Genomic DNA, 15,680 nt, shown 5'->3' with positions numbered 1-15,680 from the left:
AAAAGGATCCTTGTTGTTTTTGTAATAGAGAAAAGTGCGGTAAAAATTGGCGGAGATTTTACAATAAATGCGTGGAAAGATCTTCTAAAAAATCGGCTTGAGATTTATACAAAAATCCGTATAATCCCCCCGATTTTGGAAGTCCGAGAGTTTTTCCCGAAAAATTTCCGTTTCTTATTTGACGAACGCGTATTTTATGATTAAAATTGCGCTCTATTTTTATTAACTCATAATCTGGATTTAGGTAGATTACAATGAAACGTACATTTCAACCTTCTGTATTAAAACGTAGTCGTACTCACGGTTTCCGTGCTCGTATGGCAACTAAAAATGGCCGTCAAGTTTTAGCGCGTCGTCGTGCTAAAGGTCGTAAAAGTTTATCTGCATAATCACCGTTCTTAGTGGTTAAGCTGAACTTTTCAAGGGAGTTACGTTTGTTAACTCCCGTTCAATTCAAAAATGTCTTCGAACAACCGTTCAGAGCTAGCACTCCAGAAATAACCATCCTCGCCAGAAAAAATAATCTTGAGCACCCTCGCTTGGGTTTGACTGTCGCTAAAAAACATTTAAAACGAGCTCATGATCGTAATCGTATTAAACGCTTAGTACGAGAAAGTTTTCGTTTATCGCAACATCGTTTACCCGCATGTGATTTTGTTTTTGTTGCAAAAGGGGGTATTGGTAAGCTTGATAATAGCTCTTTTGTACAAATCTTAGAAAAATTATGGCAACGACACATTCGTTTGGTGCAAAAATCTTAATTGGATTTATTCGTTTCTATCAAGTTGTTATTAGTCCTCTTATCGGACCGCGTTGTCGGTTTGTGCCTACTTGTTCTTGCTATGGCATTGAAGCGTTAAAAACACATGGATTGTTAAAAGGTAGTTGGCTTACTCTAAAACGTGTATTAAAATGTCACCCCTTGAACGCTGGTGGATTCGATCCTGTTCCACCTAAAATCAATAATAACGATGAGAAAAAATAATGGACTCAAGACGTAGCCTATTAGTGTTAGCGCTAATTTTTATTTCTTTCCTTGTTTATCAGCAATGGCAGTTGGATAAAAATCCACAGGTGTCAACTGAGCAAACAACTTCAATGACTGCCAATTCTGATGTTCCGGCAAGTTCTCCTTCTTCTAATTCGCAAGTTGTAGCAGATTCTCAAACTCATGGCCGTATTATTACTCTTGAAAACGATGTATTCCGTTTGAAAGTTGATACTTTAGGCGGTGATGTAATTAGTTCTGAATTACTAAAATATGATGCTGAATTGGATTCAAAAACACCGTTTGAGTTATTAAAAGACACCAAAGAACATGTGTATATTGCACAAAGTGGTTTAATTGGTAAAAACGGTATCGATACTCGTTCTGGTCGTGCGCAATATCAAATTGAAGGTGATAATTTTAAATTAGCAGATGGTCAAGCGTCTCTTTCAGTGCCTCTTCTTTTTGAAAAAGATGGTGTGACTTATCAAAAAATCTTTGTATTAAAACGTGGTAGCTATGATTTAGGTGTGGATTACAAGATTGATAACCAAAGTGGTCAAGCTATTGAAGTCGAGCCTTATGGTCAATTAAAACATTCTATTGTTGAAAGCTCTGGTAATGTCGCAATGCCAACTTACACTGGTGGCGCATATTCTTCTTCAGAAACTAACTATAAAAAATATAGTTTTGGCGATATGAAGGATAATAATCTTTCTATTGATACTAAAGCTGGTTGGGTTGCAGTATTACAGCATTATTTCGTATCTGCCTGGATCCCTAATCAAGATGTAAATAATCAGCTTTACACAATTACAGATACTAAAAATAATGTCGCTTCCATCGGTTATCGTGGCCCAGTTGTTACTATTCCTGCTGGTGGTCAAGAGACGATTACAAGTTCATTATGGACTGGCCCTAAACTTCAAAATCAAATGGCTACTGTGGCAAATCACTTAGATTTAACGGTTGATTATGGTTGGGCTTGGTTTATTGCTAAACCGTTATTCTGGTTATTAACCTTTATTCAAGGGATTGTGTCTAACTGGGGGTTAGCGATTATTTGTGTAACAATCGTAGTGAAAGCAATTTTGTATCCACTTACGAAAGCACAATATACTTCAATGGCTAAAATGCGTATGTTGCAACCGAAAATGCAAGAAATGCGTGAACGTTTCGGTGATGATCGCCAACGGATGAGCCAAGAAATGATGAAACTTTACAAAGAAGAAAAAGTAAATCCACTTGGCGGTTGTTTACCAATTCTTCTTCAAATGCCAATCTTCATCGCATTGTATTGGACATTTATGGAAGCAGTTGAATTACGTCATGCTCCGTTCTTTGGTTGGATTCAAGATTTATCAGCACAAGATCCTTATTATATTTTCCCTATTTTAATGGGTATCTCAATGTTCTTGTTGCAAAAAATGTCTCCAACACCAGTGGCTGATCCAATGCAGCAAAAAGTGATGAACTTTATGCCATTAGTCTTTATGTTCTTCTTTTTATGGTTCCCTGCTGGTTTAGTGTTGTACTGGTTAGTTTCTAACTTAATTACAATTGCACAACAGCAATTAATTTATCGAGGGTTAGAGAAAAAAGGGTTACATTCCCGTAAGAAATAGTCACTAACTGGCAAAAAGAAAGGCACGAATAGTGCCTTTCTTTATTATTTGATCTTAATATATTCCGCATTTTGTAGAGATAGAGTTTTTTTAGTAGAAACAGGGATAAGCGTTATCCCTCTAAATTAAAAGTGCGGCTAGATTTTAAAGAGTTTTTTATGAAAGAAACAATCGTTGCTCAAGCTACTGCGCCAGGTCGTGGTGGTATTGGGATTTTAAGAGTCTCTGGGCCTTTAGCAACAGAAGTTGCACAAGCGGTGTTGGGAAAATGTCCTAAGCCAAGAATGGCTGATTATCTCCCTTTTAAGGATGCTGATGGCACTGTTTTAGATCAAGGGATTGCCCTTTACTTCAAATCACCAAATTCATTTACCGGTGAGGATATATTAGAGTTGCAAGGCCATGGTGGGCAGGTTGTATTAGATTTATTACTCAAACGTATTTTACAAATTGATGGAATCCGTTTGGCGAGACCGGGTGAGTTTTCTGAACAGGCTTTTTTGAATGATAAATTGGATCTTGCTCAAGCGGAAGCCATTGCTGATTTAATTGATGCAACATCAGAACAGGCAGCACGTTCCGCATTAAAATCTTTGCAAGGTGAATTTTCAAAGAAAGTAAATGAATTAGTTGATTCTGTGATTTATTTGCGCACCTATGTAGAAGCTAGCATTGATTTTCCTGATGAAGAAATTGATTTCTTGGCGGATGGAAAAATTGAAGCAAACTTACGCGGTATTATTAATCAGTTGGAAGATGTTCGCTCTGAAGCCAAACAAGGTTCTATTTTACGTGAGGGTATGAAAGTGGTGATTGCCGGTCGTCCGAATGCAGGCAAATCCAGCTTGTTGAATGCCCTTGCCGGCCGTGAAGCAGCTATTGTGACGGATATTGCCGGCACGACACGCGATGTGTTACGTGAGCATATTCATATCGACGGTATGCCATTGCATATTATTGATACCGCGGGTCTTCGAGATGCAACCGATGAAGTCGAGCGCATTGGCATTTCTCGCGCATGGACGGAGATCGAACAAGCCGATCGTATCATTTTGATGTTAGATAGTAGCGATCCTGAAAGTGCAGATTTAAGCAAAGTGCGGTTAGAATTTTTAGCAAAATTACCCACAACATTGCCTGTCACTATTGTTCGAAACAAAATTGATTTAAATGACGAACAAGCAAGTGAAAGCGAACAGGGCGGTTATCAAATTATTAGTCTTTCTGCTCAAACGCATGATGGTATACAACTTTTACGTGAGCATTTGAAACAAGCAATGGGTTTCCAAACTGGCATGGAAGGGGGCTTTTTAGCTCGTCGTCGTCATTTAGATGCACTTGAGAAAGCGGCAGAGCATTTACAAATCGGTTTGGTTCAACTTACTGAATTTCACGCAGGAGAACTTTTAGCGGAAGAATTACGCTTAGTACAAACGTACTTGAGTGAAATTACAGGAGAATTCACATCTGATGACTTGCTAGGTAATATTTTTAGTTCTTTCTGTATTGGAAAATAATTTCTAAATTATGAGCTTTTATACACTTTGTATTATTGCACTGGGCTTATCAATGGATGCTTTTGCTGTATCCATTTCTAAAGGTGTTGCATTAAGATCTTTTCGTTGCAAACAAGCTCTTTATATTTCTCTCTGTTTTGGATTTTTCCAAGGTATCATGCCTGCAATAGTTTTTTTTGTAGGCTTGCAATTCAGTTCAATGATTCAAGATTGGGATCATTGGATTGGTTTTGTTTTACTTGCATTAATTGGCATTAATATGGTGCGTGAGGGATTAAATGCTGATTCCGAAGCAAGTGTAGAGTCATCTATAAATTTGAAACGTTTATTGACTTTGGGTTTAGCTACGAGTGTGGATGCCTTAGCAATTGGCATATCTTTTGCTTTTCTTTCTGTCGATATTTTTTCGGCTATGGTAATTATTGCACTGACTACTTTTATCGTTTCATTATTCGGTGTAAAGAGCGGTCATTTTCTTGGGCAAAAATTTAGATCAAAAGCGGAGATTTTTGGTGGAATAGTGCTGATTGGAATGGGTATTAGCTTGCTTTATGAGCACGGTGTTTTCACTTTTTAAGATGCTAATTTTCTACGTTTAGATTATAATCGGGGAAAATTTTATGTTTATAACAAGGGTTATAGAATGTTAATTGAAAAAATGCACAATTTATCAAATTCAAAGGCAGCTAAGTTTATTTTGGGTTTGATTACTTTATCGTTTTTAGTTGGCGGTATGTCTGGCTATCTTTTTAGTTCAAATGATACTTACGCTGCAAAAGTTAATGGTGAAGTGATTTCGCAACAAGATTTTTTAAATCGCTACAACCAAGAATTTGAGGCTCGTGCACAACGCGAAGGCGAAGCATTTATGGCTCAGTCTGATTCTCCAGAATTTGTTACCGCACTTCGTCAAAGCACCATCAATCGAATGATTGATCAAGAATTGCTTCGTCAATATGCGAAAGAATTAAAATTAGGCGTCAGTGATGAAATGATTAAACGAGCAATCGTGACAGATCCTAATTTTCAAGTTAATGGCAAATTTGATAACGCTGTTTATCAACAAGTATTACAACAAAATCGTTTAACGTCAGATGGTTATGCGGCTATTTTGCGTGGCGCATTAACCCTTGAACAAATGCAAAGTGGTGTTGCTAACAGTGAGTTTATCGTGCCTGTTCAAGCAAAAAATACCTCAGAAGTTTTCTTTCAAAAGCGTTCAGCTCGTTTAGCAACATTATCTCTTGCTGATGAAATGGCAAAGCAAGCGGTATCTGATGATGAAATTAAAGCTTATTACGAGTCTAATCAAAAATCTTTTGTTCAGCCAGAACAAGTGAAGGTTCAATATATTGATCTCTCAGGTAGCCAAATCGAAAAAGGTATTGAAGTTAAAGATGTAGAAATTGCGCAATATTATCAAGATAATAAAGCTCAATTTATGACTCAGCGTTTAGCTCATATTCAATTTGCAAATGAGCAAGATGCTAAGTCTGCTTACGATGAATTACAAAAAGGTGTAAATTTCGCTGATGTAGCTAAAGCTAAATCTTTAGATAAAGTTTCTGGTGAGAATGGTGGTGATTTGGGTTGGGTAAATGCGAATGAATTACCAAAACCCTTTGAAGATGCTGCAGCTGCGTTGCAGGTGGGGCAATATAGCCAGCCAATCAATGTGGATGGCAATTACCATATTGTTTTAGTGCAAGAGCGTAAAGCTCAAACTTTAGATGAGGTGAAAGCACAGGTTGCTGATTTAGTGCGTAAATCCTTATTAGAAAATCGTTATTACGCAATTGAAAAGCAAGTGCGTGATAAGGCTTTTGAAGATAGCAAATCTCTGAATACCGCGGCACAAGTTGCAGGTGTTAAAGTTCAAGAGAGCGGTTATTTTTCTCGTCAAAATGTACCTGCAGAATTAAATTTCCCTAATGTAGTTTCTGCCGTTTTTGAATCTGATATTGCCAATGGTGGCGCTAATTCAGAGCCTTTGAATGTCGGCGATTATCACGCTATTGTAGTGCGTGTGTTAGAACATAAACCTGAAGGTGTGAGAACATTGGAAGATGCAAAAGTGGATATTGAAATGTTCTTAAAACGCCAGAAAGCTGAAAATGTGCTTAATGAAAAAGCTCAACAAGCAGTAAAAGCATTAAACGAAAATGCTGAATCGAAAGTGGATGGAATTAATTTCTCAAGTGAGCAAATTTTTACTTTAAGTGAAAATAAAGATCCAATTTTAACAAATGGCGTATTCTCAATTGCTAAACCAGAATCAGGTAAAATGGTTTACCAAGTTGCTCGTAATGAGAAAGGCGATGTAGTTATTGTTGCTCTAAATAAAGTAGAAGACGGCGTGCTTAACGATAAAGAATTAAGTCAATTTAGCACTCAATTATTACGTACAAGTCAGGCAGAAGTTCAAGCGCAATTAATGCAAGGATTGCGTGAGAGAGCAAAAATTGAAGTAAATGATTCTTTCATCAATCAAGATGATGAAGCACAGCAATAATTGATTAAATTGCAATCTCAGATAAATTTTGATAAAAAGTGCGGTAAATTCACCGCACTTTTTTATAGGGAGCAAATAATGGCAGAAGAAACAATTTTCAGCAAAATTATCCGTAAAGAAATTCCTGCAAATATCGTCTATCAAGATGAATTAGTCACAGCGTTTCGTGATATTTCACCACAAGCTAAAACACATATTTTGATCATTCCAAATAAAGTAATCCCAACAGTGAATGATGTGACGGAGCAAGATGAAGTAGCGCTAGGTCGATTATTTAGCGTAGCGGCTAAACTCGCCAAAGAAGAGGGTGTTGCGGAAGATGGGTACCGCCTAATTGTGAATTGCAATAAACATGGTGGGCAAGAAGTATTCCATTTGCATATGCATTTAGTCGGTGGTGAACCTTTAGGTAGAATGTTAGCGAAATAATGAAAAAATATTTTTTAATTTTGGTGAGCCTTGTGCTCGCTGCTTGTTCAAGTTCAGTAGAAAACTTAACTTATTCAACGAAGCCGATTTTAAATATCACATCTAATCTTTCACCTTTAATTCAAGTTGAAACGAGCCAAAAATCAGCGATTATAAAAAATAAAAGTCAGCAACTTTTGAATATAAGTTACTACTTGTATTGGTACGATCATTTAGGGGTAACCCAAACTTGGGAAAATCAGCAAGAGAGCTATTCCGCTCAATTGTTGCTAAAACCACAAGAAGAGAAATCGATCGATTTAATTAAACCCACTGTAGAAAGTAAAAATTACCGCCTTTATTTAAAATAATTTATGAGCATGCTGTTAATTGATTTAAAAGGAAAAGAGTTGGAACAAGAGGAGGTTGAGTTACTTTCTCATCCTCTTATTGCGGGATTGATTTTATTTACTCGAAATTTTGAAGACAGAGAACAAATTCAAGAATTAATTCGTTCTGTTCGTCAACGAGTGAAAAAGCCTTTATTGATTACGGTGGATCAAGAAGGTGGGCGAGTTCAACGTTTCCGTGATGGATTCACAATGTTGCCTTCAATGCAGGCTTTTCAAGAAATATTGTCAGCAACTGAACAAGTGAACTTCGCTAAAGAAGCTGGTTGGCAAATGGCTGCAGAAATGATTGCCTTGGATATTGACTTGAGTTTTGCGCCGGTGCTGGATTTGGGGCATGAATGTCGAGCGATTGGTGATCGCAGTTTTTCATCTGATGTAAAAAGTGCGGTAAATTTAGCAACCGCTTTTATTGATGGTATGCATCAAGCAGGTATGGCATCTACAGGTAAACATTTCCCGGGTCATGGCCATGTATTAGCCGATTCTCATTTAGAAACACCTTATGATGATCGCGCAAAAGACGAAATTTTTAGTGGCGATTTCCAACCTTTCCAACAGTTGATTTCACAAAATAAACTCGATGCTATTATGCCTGCACATGTCATTTATAGACAATGTGATAGTCAACCCGCAAGTGGCTCAGAATATTGGTTGAAAGAAATCTTACGAAAACAATTAAATTTCCAAGGTGCAATTTTTTCCGATGATCTCGGTATGAAAGGCGCAGGTGTAATGGGCGATTTTGTGGAGCGTAGCAAAAAAGCACTGAATGCAGGTTGTGATCTTTTGTTACTGTGCAATGAACGTGAAGGTGTCATTCAAGTATTAGATAATCTAAAACTTACTGAAAATGAACCGCACTTTATGACTCGTCAAGCTCGCTTACAAAATTTATTTAAACGTAGAGTGATCAAGTGGAATGACTTGGTTTTAGATCAACGTTGGAAACTGAATCACCGAAATCTCGCAGATATTCAAAACCGTTGGCTAGATATTCAGGCTGCAAGAAAATGATTGATTGTCGATACTATCAACAAAATGAATGTCGTTCTTGTCAATGGCTTGAAATACCTTATAGTCAGCAGCTAACTGAAAAACAACATCATTTAAAGCAGCAACTGATTTCTATTAATTGCGATGGAGCGCAATGGTTGGCTCCTTTTGAATCTGGTGAACAAGGCTTTCGTAATAAAGCTAAAATGGTTGTTAGTGGCAGTGTTGAGCGCCCGATACTTGGCATTTTAAAAAATCCTAATGATCCACAAAGTGCGATTGATTTGTGTGATTGTCCCCTTTATCCAATTCATTTTTCATTGATTTTTCTGGTTTTGAAGGATTTTATTGGTCGTGCTGGTTTAGTACCTTATAACATTGCTAAACAAAAAGGCGAGCTTAAATATATTCTGCTGACAGAAAGTATTGCGACGGGAAAATTAATGTTGCGTTTTGTATTACGCACAGAAAATAAATTGCCATTAATTCGTCGAGAATTACCAAAATTATTGGAAAAATTACCGCACTTAGAAGTGGTTAGCATTAATTTACAGCCACAGCATGCAGCCATCTTAGAAGGTGAACAAGAGATTTTTCTGACAGAACAACAATTTTTACCTGAGAATTTCAACGGTATTCTGCTCTTTATTCGCCCACAAGGTTTCTTTCAAACTAATCCTAAAGTGGCGGCGGGATTATATGCTACAGCTCAGCAATGGGTGAGTGAATTACCAATCTATAAAGTCTGGGATTTATTTTGTGGTGTGGGAGGATTTGGCTTACATTGTGCTAAAGTTTTACAGGAAAAATGGGGAAAAAGTATAGAGTTAACTGGAATTGAAATTTCCTCCTCAGCTATTTTTGCAGCGAGTAATTCCGCCAAAATATTGGGGTTAGAACATGTAAATTTCCAATCTCTCGATGCGGCGAGTGTGATGAAAAATCAGAATGAGAATAAGCCAGATCTTGTGATTGTAAATCCACCACGTCGTGGAATTGGAAAGGTATTAAGTGAATTTCTTAACCAAATTCAACCGCACTTTATCTTGTATTCCAGCTGTAATGCCGTGACAATGGGGCAAGATTTACAGCATCTAACTTGTTATAAACCATTGAAAATTCAACTTTTTGATATGTTTCCGCAAACATCTCACTATGAAGTATTAGTTTTACTAGAAAGAAAAAAGATTAATTAAGGTGAGATAGAAAAAACTAGGGAATTTGAAAGAAGGGTGGTGGAACTAAGCAGAATTGGTCTTAACAGCAAGTGGCTTACTGCACGCATCCCTGCGGGATTTCTACCTAGCCCACCATAGATTAGAAAATGCACCTTGGTGTTCTAGCTTTTGCGGCATAAAACTATGCAATAAGGTTATAAACCTTTAAAGCCACTATATCAGGAGACCAATCCTGTCTTCCCACGATATTTGTAAGAAGTTGGGTAATGATAGAATCCTTTATATTAATTGTCAATTAATGTTTTGAATATTATTTCTAATTAAACAAAAACCATCCAAATTGGTTTTGAATGGTTTTATTTTGAATAATTTATGATGAAAAATTATCTTGCGCCATACACAACGATGGTTTTTCCATGAGCATGGATAAGATTCTGATCCTCTAACATCTTAATAATACGTCCTACAGTTTCTCGTGAACAACCAACCATTTGCCCTATTTCTTGACGTGTAATTTTGATTTGCATCCCATCAGGATGTGTCATTGCTTCAGGCTGTTTAGCTAAGTTCATTAGTGTTTGAGCAATACGACCTGCCACATCTAAGAATGCTAAATTACTGACTTGGCGTGAAGTATTTTGTAAACGTCTTGCCAATTGTGCGGTTAAAAACATTAAGATTTCTGGGTTTGCTTGAATTAATTGACGATATTTTTTATAAGATATCTCAGCAATTTCACATGTTGTTTTTGTTTTTACCCAAGCAGATCGTTTTGAACCTTCATCAAATAATCCGGCCTCACCAAAGAATTGTCCTGCACCCAAATAAGTGAGAATCATCTCTTTACCTTCATCATCTTTTGCTGACACCATTACAGAGCCTTTAATGACATAATAAAGTGTCGTTGCATCTTCACCTGCGTGAATTAAAGTCGATTTTGCGGGATATTTATGTAAATGGCAGTGAGTAAGAAACCAATCTAAAACTGGATCTCGTTGAGTTGTCTCTTCTTCTTGAGAGGAGGTTACAACTTCATCAATTTCGGTTAATTCATTTGACATTCGTGCTCCTTACATTCCTGTTTCAAAAATTCCGTTTTATTTTTGATGTCAATGGATTCATGCAATTCAGACCATACAATCACCGCAATTCCATTGCGAATTTGAGTCAGTAAAAGTTGTTTTTTTTGGTTGAGTGAAAGTTCTTCTATACCGTAATCGGTTCCTTCGCGTAAAATTACGCTTTCTACGATATTATCTAGTGTTTCTGCTTCTAGTTCTTGCCAAGGAATAATCATATATTTACTCGGTAAAGTCAATTAGGCAAAAAGTGGCTCGATAAAACGCCATTGTTGTTCGAAAGACTGGCTTGCATTCAGACGGAAATTAGTACGAACATAGCGCATAAATTGTCCTTCACATAGTGTCACTAAATGCGAAGCAATTATGCGTTCATCCACATTAAAGCCTCGCCCTTCACGCAATTTTCGCATCTGTAAGATATTGACAAACTGCATTTCAAGACGATTAAAAAATTGCGCGACTCGAACTTGTAATTGTGCATCTTCAAACATTAATGCATGGCCCGTTAGAATTCGAGTTAACCCTGGATTTTTACGGGCAAAATCTAAAATCGTTTGTAAAATATCATGAATGCGATTCATTGTTTGGGTTTCGTTACGCATAGAAGCGGTAATACGGCTTAATAAGGTATTTTCGATGTGCTCGATTAAGGCTTCAAACATTTTTGTTTTGCTTGGAAAGTAACGATATAACGCAGCTTCTGATACCCCAACTTCTTTTGCTAGACGAGCCGTTGTCATACGTTCCATGCCGCGTTCGGAATGAAGCATATGTATCAATACAGTAAGCACTTGTTGACGACGTTCTTTTACCGTTCTTTTTTCAATTTTTGGTGTTTCAATTTTAGGCGTAATGTCTTCTACGCCTGATAAAGATAATTGTTCTTCTACCATAAATTATTGTTTACCTGAATGACCGAAACCGCCTTCACCACGTTCGGTTTGTTGAAAATCTTCTACAATATTAAATTCAGCTTGTACTATTGGCACGAAAACAAGTTGAGCAATGCGATCACCGACTTCAATGTTGAATGGCTCATTTCCACGGTTCCACATTGATACCATTAATGGCCCTTGATAATCGGAGTCAATTAATCCCACAAGGTTTCCTAGCACAATGCCGTGTTTATGACCAAGGCCCGAGCGAGGCAAAATCACTGCAGCTAAATTTGGATCCGCAATATAAATTGATAGCCCCGTCGGAATTAATTTGGTTTCACCAGGTTGAATTTCAAAGCTTTCATCGACCAAAGCACGTAAATCAAGACCTGCCGAACCTTCAGTTGCGTAAGTTGGCAGAGGAAATTCATTTCCAATGCGAGAATCTAAAATTTTTACGTCAATTTTTTTCATGTAATACTCCGTTTGAAATTCATTTTTAGGTAAAAGTGCGGTTGGAATTATAAGGTTTTTTGATAGCGTTCAATGATTTCATTGACTAAATCAGCTGCAAGTTCCACTTTTGATTTTAGCGATAATTTTTTATGACCATTTTTCCAGAAAAGCTGCAAGGCATTTTCATCAGCGTTAAAAACTTGTCCGCCAGATACATCGTTGGCACAAATCATATCAAGATTTTTGCGTTCAAGTTTATCTTTTGCGTAATCATCAACATTTTGGGTTTCAGCCGCAAATCCAACAGTAAAAGGGCGATGTGTTTTTAAATGTCCTACATCTGAGATAATATCGGGATTTTTAATTAACTTGATAGATATTTCATCGCCAGATTTTTTAATTTTTTGGTCAGCAACTTTGGCTACTCTGTAATCAGCAACAGCCGCACAGCCAATAAAAATTTGATTTTTCGCCGCACTTTCAAGAGAGGCTTTCCACATATCTTGTGCTGAGATGACATTGATTTGATTTACATTTTTTGGTGTTGTTAAATTCACTGGCCCTGAAATTAGCGTGACGTTCGCCCCACGTTCGGCAAATGCTTCAGCAATCGCAAATCCCATTTTCCCTGAACTATGGTTAGAAATATAACGAACGGGATCGATTGCCTCACGCGTTGGGCCTGCTGTAATAGCGACATTTAATCCTTGTAGATCTTGTTTTTGAGAGAAAAAGTCAGAAAGTGCGGTAAAAATTTCCTCTGGTTCTGACATACGTCCTTTCCCCATATCGCCGCAAGCCTGAAAACCACTATTCGGGCCAATAAGCTCAATTCCACGCGTTTGAAGAGCCGTTAAATTTTGTTGAGTAATGGATTGGCGATACATCTGCTGATTCATTGCTGGGGCAAGAAAAATTGGCGCATCAGTCGCAAGACAAATTGTTGAAAGTAAATCATTCGCCATGCCTACAGTAAGACGGGCAATAAAGTCTGCACTAGCTGGCGCAATAATAATGGCATCGGCCCATTTGGCAAGTTCAATATGACCCATTGCCAGCTCTGCTTGTGGATCAAATAAAGATTGTGCGACAGCATTGCCAGAAATGGCTTGAAGCGTTAAAGGCGTAATAAATTCTGCCGCAGCGGGGGTTAATACTACACTTACTTCAGCGTCTGCTTTGCGTAATAAACGAATCAACTCTATTGTTTTATAGGCCGCAATTCCGCCAGTTATGCCGACTACAATATGCTTTCCGCTTAATTTCATGTTTCAACCTTTGTTAGTGCTTAGCCACAATTCCGTTATTTTACTTTAATTTTATTGAATGCCCAATGCTATTTTTGCGATACATATCGCAGACTTTGTATAAGTTACTCGTAAAACAAGAAAAGAGCGGTCAAAATTTTTTCTATTTTGTGTTTAATATCTTATGGAAAACAATGATGATTTAATGCCACGGGAAAAATTGCTTAAATTTGGCGTAGAAACTCTCGCTGATTATGAATTGCTGGCGATCTTTTTACGAACTGGCATAAAAGGCTGCCCAGTCATTCAGCTTTCGAAAAATGTCTTATCACATTTTGGTTCCTTGCATGCGTTACTTTCTGCAGATGAAAAAGCCTTCTGTTCTGTGAAAGGCTTAGGCATTACGCAATTTATTCAACTGCAAGCAATTACGGAAATGACCAAGCGTTATTTAAAGCAAGAGATGTTGAGTACGCCAATTATTAATGATCCTGAAACGGTAAAACTTTTTTTACTCACTGAATTGCAACATGAGGAAAGAGAAGTGTTTATGGTTTTATTTTTGGATAATCAACATCGTCTGATTAAAAAAGAGCGGTTATTTTTAGGTACAATTAATGTATCAGCGGTTTATCCTCGGGAAATAATTAAAGAAGCACTTTATTGTAATGCGGCAGCCTTAATTTTGGCGCATAATCATCCTTCGGGTATAACGGAGCCGAGTTATTCGGATCAGCTTATTACTAAAAAAATTCAGGAGTCTGCAGAACTAATGGAAATCAGAGTACTTGATCACTTAATTGTCGGAAAAACAGATTGCTATTCTTTTGCAGAGAACTTTTTATTATAAATTTTTATAATGTTGACCATTTTTTTACCGATTACATTCAGGAAAATCGCATTTGCACTTGAGAAATGAAAACAAAGCCAGTATAATTTGCGACCTTTAATATAGTAAGCGGGTCGGATTAGCGCGACCTGACGAGGTAGTAAGCTGGTTTTAACTGGCTTTAAACAATCCGAACCGTAAGCTCGAGCTTATATTTAATTATTGGAGATTATTATGTCTAGAGTTTGTCAAGTAACAGGCAAGCGTCCAGCTGTGGGTAATAACCGCTCACACGCGATGAATGCGACACGTCGTCGTTTTCTTCCAAACCTTCACACTCACCGTTTCTGGGTTGAAAGTGAAAACCGTTTCGTAACCTTACGTTTAACTGCGAAAGGTATGCGTATTATTGATAAAAAAGGCATTGATGCAGTATTAGCTGAAATCCGTGCTCGTGGCGAAAAAATCTAAGGAGCTAAAAAATGGCAGCTAAAGGCGCTCGTGAGAAAATCCGTTTAGTTTCTACTGCTGAGACCGGTCACTTCTACACAACTGATAAAAACAAACGTAATATGCCTGAAAAAATGGAAATCAAAAAATTTGATCCAGTAGTGCGTAAACACGTCATCTATAAAGAAGCAAAAATCAAATAATTTTGCTTATTTAGAAAAAGCCCGACATTGTTCGGGTTTTTTTCTATCCAAGATTTATTAAGGAACAAATCATGCCTGAACTTCCTGAAGTCGAAACTGCACTACGCGGTATTAGCCCTTATCTTAAGAATTTTACGATTGAGAAAGTTGTCGTGCGTCAGCCTAAATTGCGCTGGGCCGTATCAGAGGAATTGATAACGCTAAAAAATGTAAAAATTGTCGATCTCACTCGTCGAGCAAAATATTTGATTATTCACACGGAAAAAGGTTATATCATCGGGCATCTCGGCATGTCAGGTTCGGTGCGAATTGTGCCACAGGATAGCGCAATAGATAAACATGATCATATTGATATTGTGATGAATAATGGCAAATTATTACGTTATAACGATCCCCGTCGTTTCGGTGCATGGTTGTGGTCGGAGAATTTAGATGACTTTCATCTTTTCTTAAAGCTAGGGCCTGAACCGTTTTCTGATGAATTTAATGCCGAGTATTTATTCAAAAAATCTCGTCAAAAATCAACCGCACTTAAAACCTTCTTGATGGATAACGCTGTGGTGGTGGGCGTTGGTAATATTTATGCGAATGAAAGTTTGTTTATTTGTGGTATTCATCCACTTAAACTCGCTAAAAATCTGACCCGCAATCAATGTATTTCCTTAGTGAATACGATTAAAGATGTTTTGAGAAAAGCCATTATTCAAGGTGGAACCACACTTAAAGATTTCTTACAGCCAGATGGGCGCCCAGGTTATTTTGCACAAGAATTATTAGTATATGGTAATAAAGATAAACCTTGTCCGAAGTGCGGTGGAAAAATTGAAAGTTTAGTGATAGGCCAGCGTAATAGTTTCTTTTGCCCGAAATGTCAGAAAATGGGCTAGGATGAGAAGGTTTT

Annotated in this window: 21 protein-coding genes; 16 read left to right on the top strand and 5 right to left on the bottom strand. The window is 37.4% G+C overall.

Features of this window, described 5'->3' with window-relative positions; translation table 11 throughout:
- The 12 genes from AC6H0J_RS09015 to rlmC all read left to right on the top strand — a co-directional run.
- On the top strand, positions 1-204 hold a 204-nt coding region (locus AC6H0J_RS09015), incomplete at its 5' end, for a hypothetical protein (protein ID WP_497513571.1).
- Positions 205-254: 50 nt separating this feature from the next.
- The gene (gene rpmH / locus AC6H0J_RS09010) at positions 255-389 is read left to right on the top strand and encodes a 50S ribosomal protein L34 (RefSeq protein WP_005539760.1); all 135 of its coding nucleotides are present in this window, start codon (positions 255-257) and stop codon (positions 387-389) included.
- A gap of 12 nt (positions 390-401) precedes the next feature.
- Complete coding sequence (rnpA, locus tag AC6H0J_RS09005) at positions 402-761, top strand: ribonuclease P protein component (protein WP_032803246.1); 360 nt, start codon at positions 402-404, stop codon at positions 759-761.
- The gene (gene yidD / locus AC6H0J_RS09000; RefSeq protein ID WP_005627402.1) at positions 725-985 is read left to right on the top strand and encodes a membrane protein insertion efficiency factor YidD; all 261 of its coding nucleotides are present in this window, start codon (positions 725-727) and stop codon (positions 983-985) included. The genes rnpA and yidD overlap by 37 nt, the downstream gene beginning before the upstream one ends.
- Positions 985-2,613 (top strand): membrane protein insertase YidC, encoded by a 1,629-nt coding sequence (gene yidC, locus AC6H0J_RS08995; RefSeq protein WP_497513569.1) that lies wholly within the window; start codon positions 985-987, stop codon positions 2,611-2,613. The genes yidD and yidC overlap by 1 nt, the downstream gene beginning before the upstream one ends.
- Before the next feature lie 158 nt (positions 2,614-2,771).
- Positions 2,772-4,130 carry a tRNA uridine-5-carboxymethylaminomethyl(34) synthesis GTPase MnmE gene (gene mnmE / locus AC6H0J_RS08990; protein ID WP_005629369.1) on the top strand — a complete coding sequence of 453 codons (1,359 nt, stop codon included), beginning with the start codon at positions 2,772-2,774 and terminating at the stop codon, positions 4,128-4,130.
- 10 nt (positions 4,131-4,140) lie between these two features.
- Positions 4,141-4,707 carry a manganese efflux pump MntP gene (locus AC6H0J_RS08985; RefSeq protein WP_005627394.1) on the top strand — a complete coding sequence of 189 codons (567 nt, stop codon included), beginning with the start codon at positions 4,141-4,143 and terminating at the stop codon, positions 4,705-4,707.
- A 66-nt stretch (positions 4,708-4,773) separates the two neighbouring features.
- The gene (gene ppiD, locus AC6H0J_RS08980; protein WP_005627391.1) at positions 4,774-6,642 is read left to right on the top strand and encodes a peptidylprolyl isomerase; all 1,869 of its coding nucleotides are present in this window, start codon (positions 4,774-4,776) and stop codon (positions 6,640-6,642) included.
- Positions 6,643-6,720: 78 nt separating this feature from the next.
- Positions 6,721-7,071, top strand: coding sequence for a purine nucleoside phosphoramidase (hinT, locus tag AC6H0J_RS08975; RefSeq protein WP_005627389.1), 351 nt, complete (start codon positions 6,721-6,723; stop codon positions 7,069-7,071).
- A complete protein-coding gene (locus AC6H0J_RS08970; RefSeq protein WP_005627387.1) occupies positions 7,071-7,421 on the top strand; it encodes a YcfL family putative periplasmic lipoprotein in 351 nt (116 codons plus the stop codon). The genes hinT and AC6H0J_RS08970 overlap by 1 nt, the downstream gene beginning before the upstream one ends.
- A gap of 3 nt (positions 7,422-7,424) precedes the next feature.
- Entirely contained in the window at positions 7,425-8,477 is a 1,053-nt protein-coding gene (gene nagZ / locus AC6H0J_RS08965) for a beta-N-acetylhexosaminidase (protein WP_005627385.1), read from the top strand.
- Entirely contained in the window at positions 8,474-9,652 is a 1,179-nt protein-coding gene (gene rlmC / locus AC6H0J_RS08960; RefSeq protein WP_118817093.1) for a 23S rRNA (uracil(747)-C(5))-methyltransferase RlmC, read from the top strand. Before nagZ ends, rlmC begins: the two co-directional genes overlap by 4 nt.
- Before the next feature lie 365 nt (positions 9,653-10,017).
- On the opposite strand, the gene crp is transcribed toward rlmC, so the two are convergent.
- The 5 genes from crp to coaBC are packed head-to-tail and all read right to left on the bottom strand — an operon-like array spanning position 10,018 to position 13,318.
- A complete protein-coding gene (crp, locus tag AC6H0J_RS08955) occupies positions 10,018-10,695 on the bottom strand; it encodes a cAMP-activated global transcriptional regulator CRP (RefSeq protein WP_005627381.1) in 678 nt (225 codons plus the stop codon).
- The gene (locus AC6H0J_RS08950) at positions 10,680-10,931 is read right to left on the bottom strand and encodes a YheU family protein (protein WP_005631427.1); all 252 of its coding nucleotides are present in this window, start codon (positions 10,929-10,931) and stop codon (positions 10,680-10,682) included. The genes crp and AC6H0J_RS08950 overlap by 16 nt, the downstream gene beginning before the upstream one ends.
- A 21-nt stretch (positions 10,932-10,952) precedes the next feature.
- Positions 10,953-11,609, bottom strand: coding sequence for a nucleoid occlusion factor SlmA (gene slmA, locus AC6H0J_RS08945; protein ID WP_005627377.1), 657 nt, complete (start codon positions 11,607-11,609; stop codon positions 10,953-10,955).
- A 3-nt stretch (positions 11,610-11,612) separates the two neighbouring features.
- Positions 11,613-12,068, bottom strand: coding sequence for a dUTP diphosphatase (gene dut, locus AC6H0J_RS08940; RefSeq protein ID WP_005627376.1), 456 nt, complete (start codon positions 12,066-12,068; stop codon positions 11,613-11,615).
- Between the two features lie 47 nt (positions 12,069-12,115).
- The gene (coaBC, locus tag AC6H0J_RS08935) at positions 12,116-13,318 is read right to left on the bottom strand and encodes a bifunctional phosphopantothenoylcysteine decarboxylase/phosphopantothenate--cysteine ligase CoaBC (protein ID WP_497513565.1); all 1,203 of its coding nucleotides are present in this window, start codon (positions 13,316-13,318) and stop codon (positions 12,116-12,118) included.
- Between the two features lie 163 nt (positions 13,319-13,481).
- Between coaBC and radC the strand changes: the two genes are divergently transcribed.
- The 4 genes from radC (at position 13,482) to mutM (ending at position 15,666) form a co-directional block, all read left to right on the top strand.
- Positions 13,482-14,147: a RadC family protein gene (gene radC / locus AC6H0J_RS08930; RefSeq protein WP_005631435.1), complete on the top strand. Its 666-nt coding sequence runs from the start codon at positions 13,482-13,484 to the stop codon at positions 14,145-14,147.
- 213 nt (positions 14,148-14,360) lie between these two features.
- A complete protein-coding gene (gene rpmB, locus AC6H0J_RS08925) occupies positions 14,361-14,597 on the top strand; it encodes a 50S ribosomal protein L28 (RefSeq protein ID WP_005542826.1) in 237 nt (78 codons plus the stop codon).
- An 11-nt stretch (positions 14,598-14,608) separates the two neighbouring features.
- Positions 14,609-14,779: a 50S ribosomal protein L33 gene (gene rpmG, locus AC6H0J_RS08920; protein WP_005613503.1), complete on the top strand. Its 171-nt coding sequence runs from the start codon at positions 14,609-14,611 to the stop codon at positions 14,777-14,779.
- 71 nt (positions 14,780-14,850) lie between these two features.
- Positions 14,851-15,666, top strand: coding sequence for a DNA-formamidopyrimidine glycosylase (gene mutM / locus AC6H0J_RS08915; protein ID WP_497513563.1), 816 nt, complete (start codon positions 14,851-14,853; stop codon positions 15,664-15,666).
- The last annotated feature ends 14 nt before the right edge of the window (positions 15,667-15,680 follow it).

It is taken from the genome of Haemophilus sp. THUN1691 (assembly GCF_059704425.1).
This window is presented reverse-complemented; position numbering and strand designations above follow the sequence as displayed.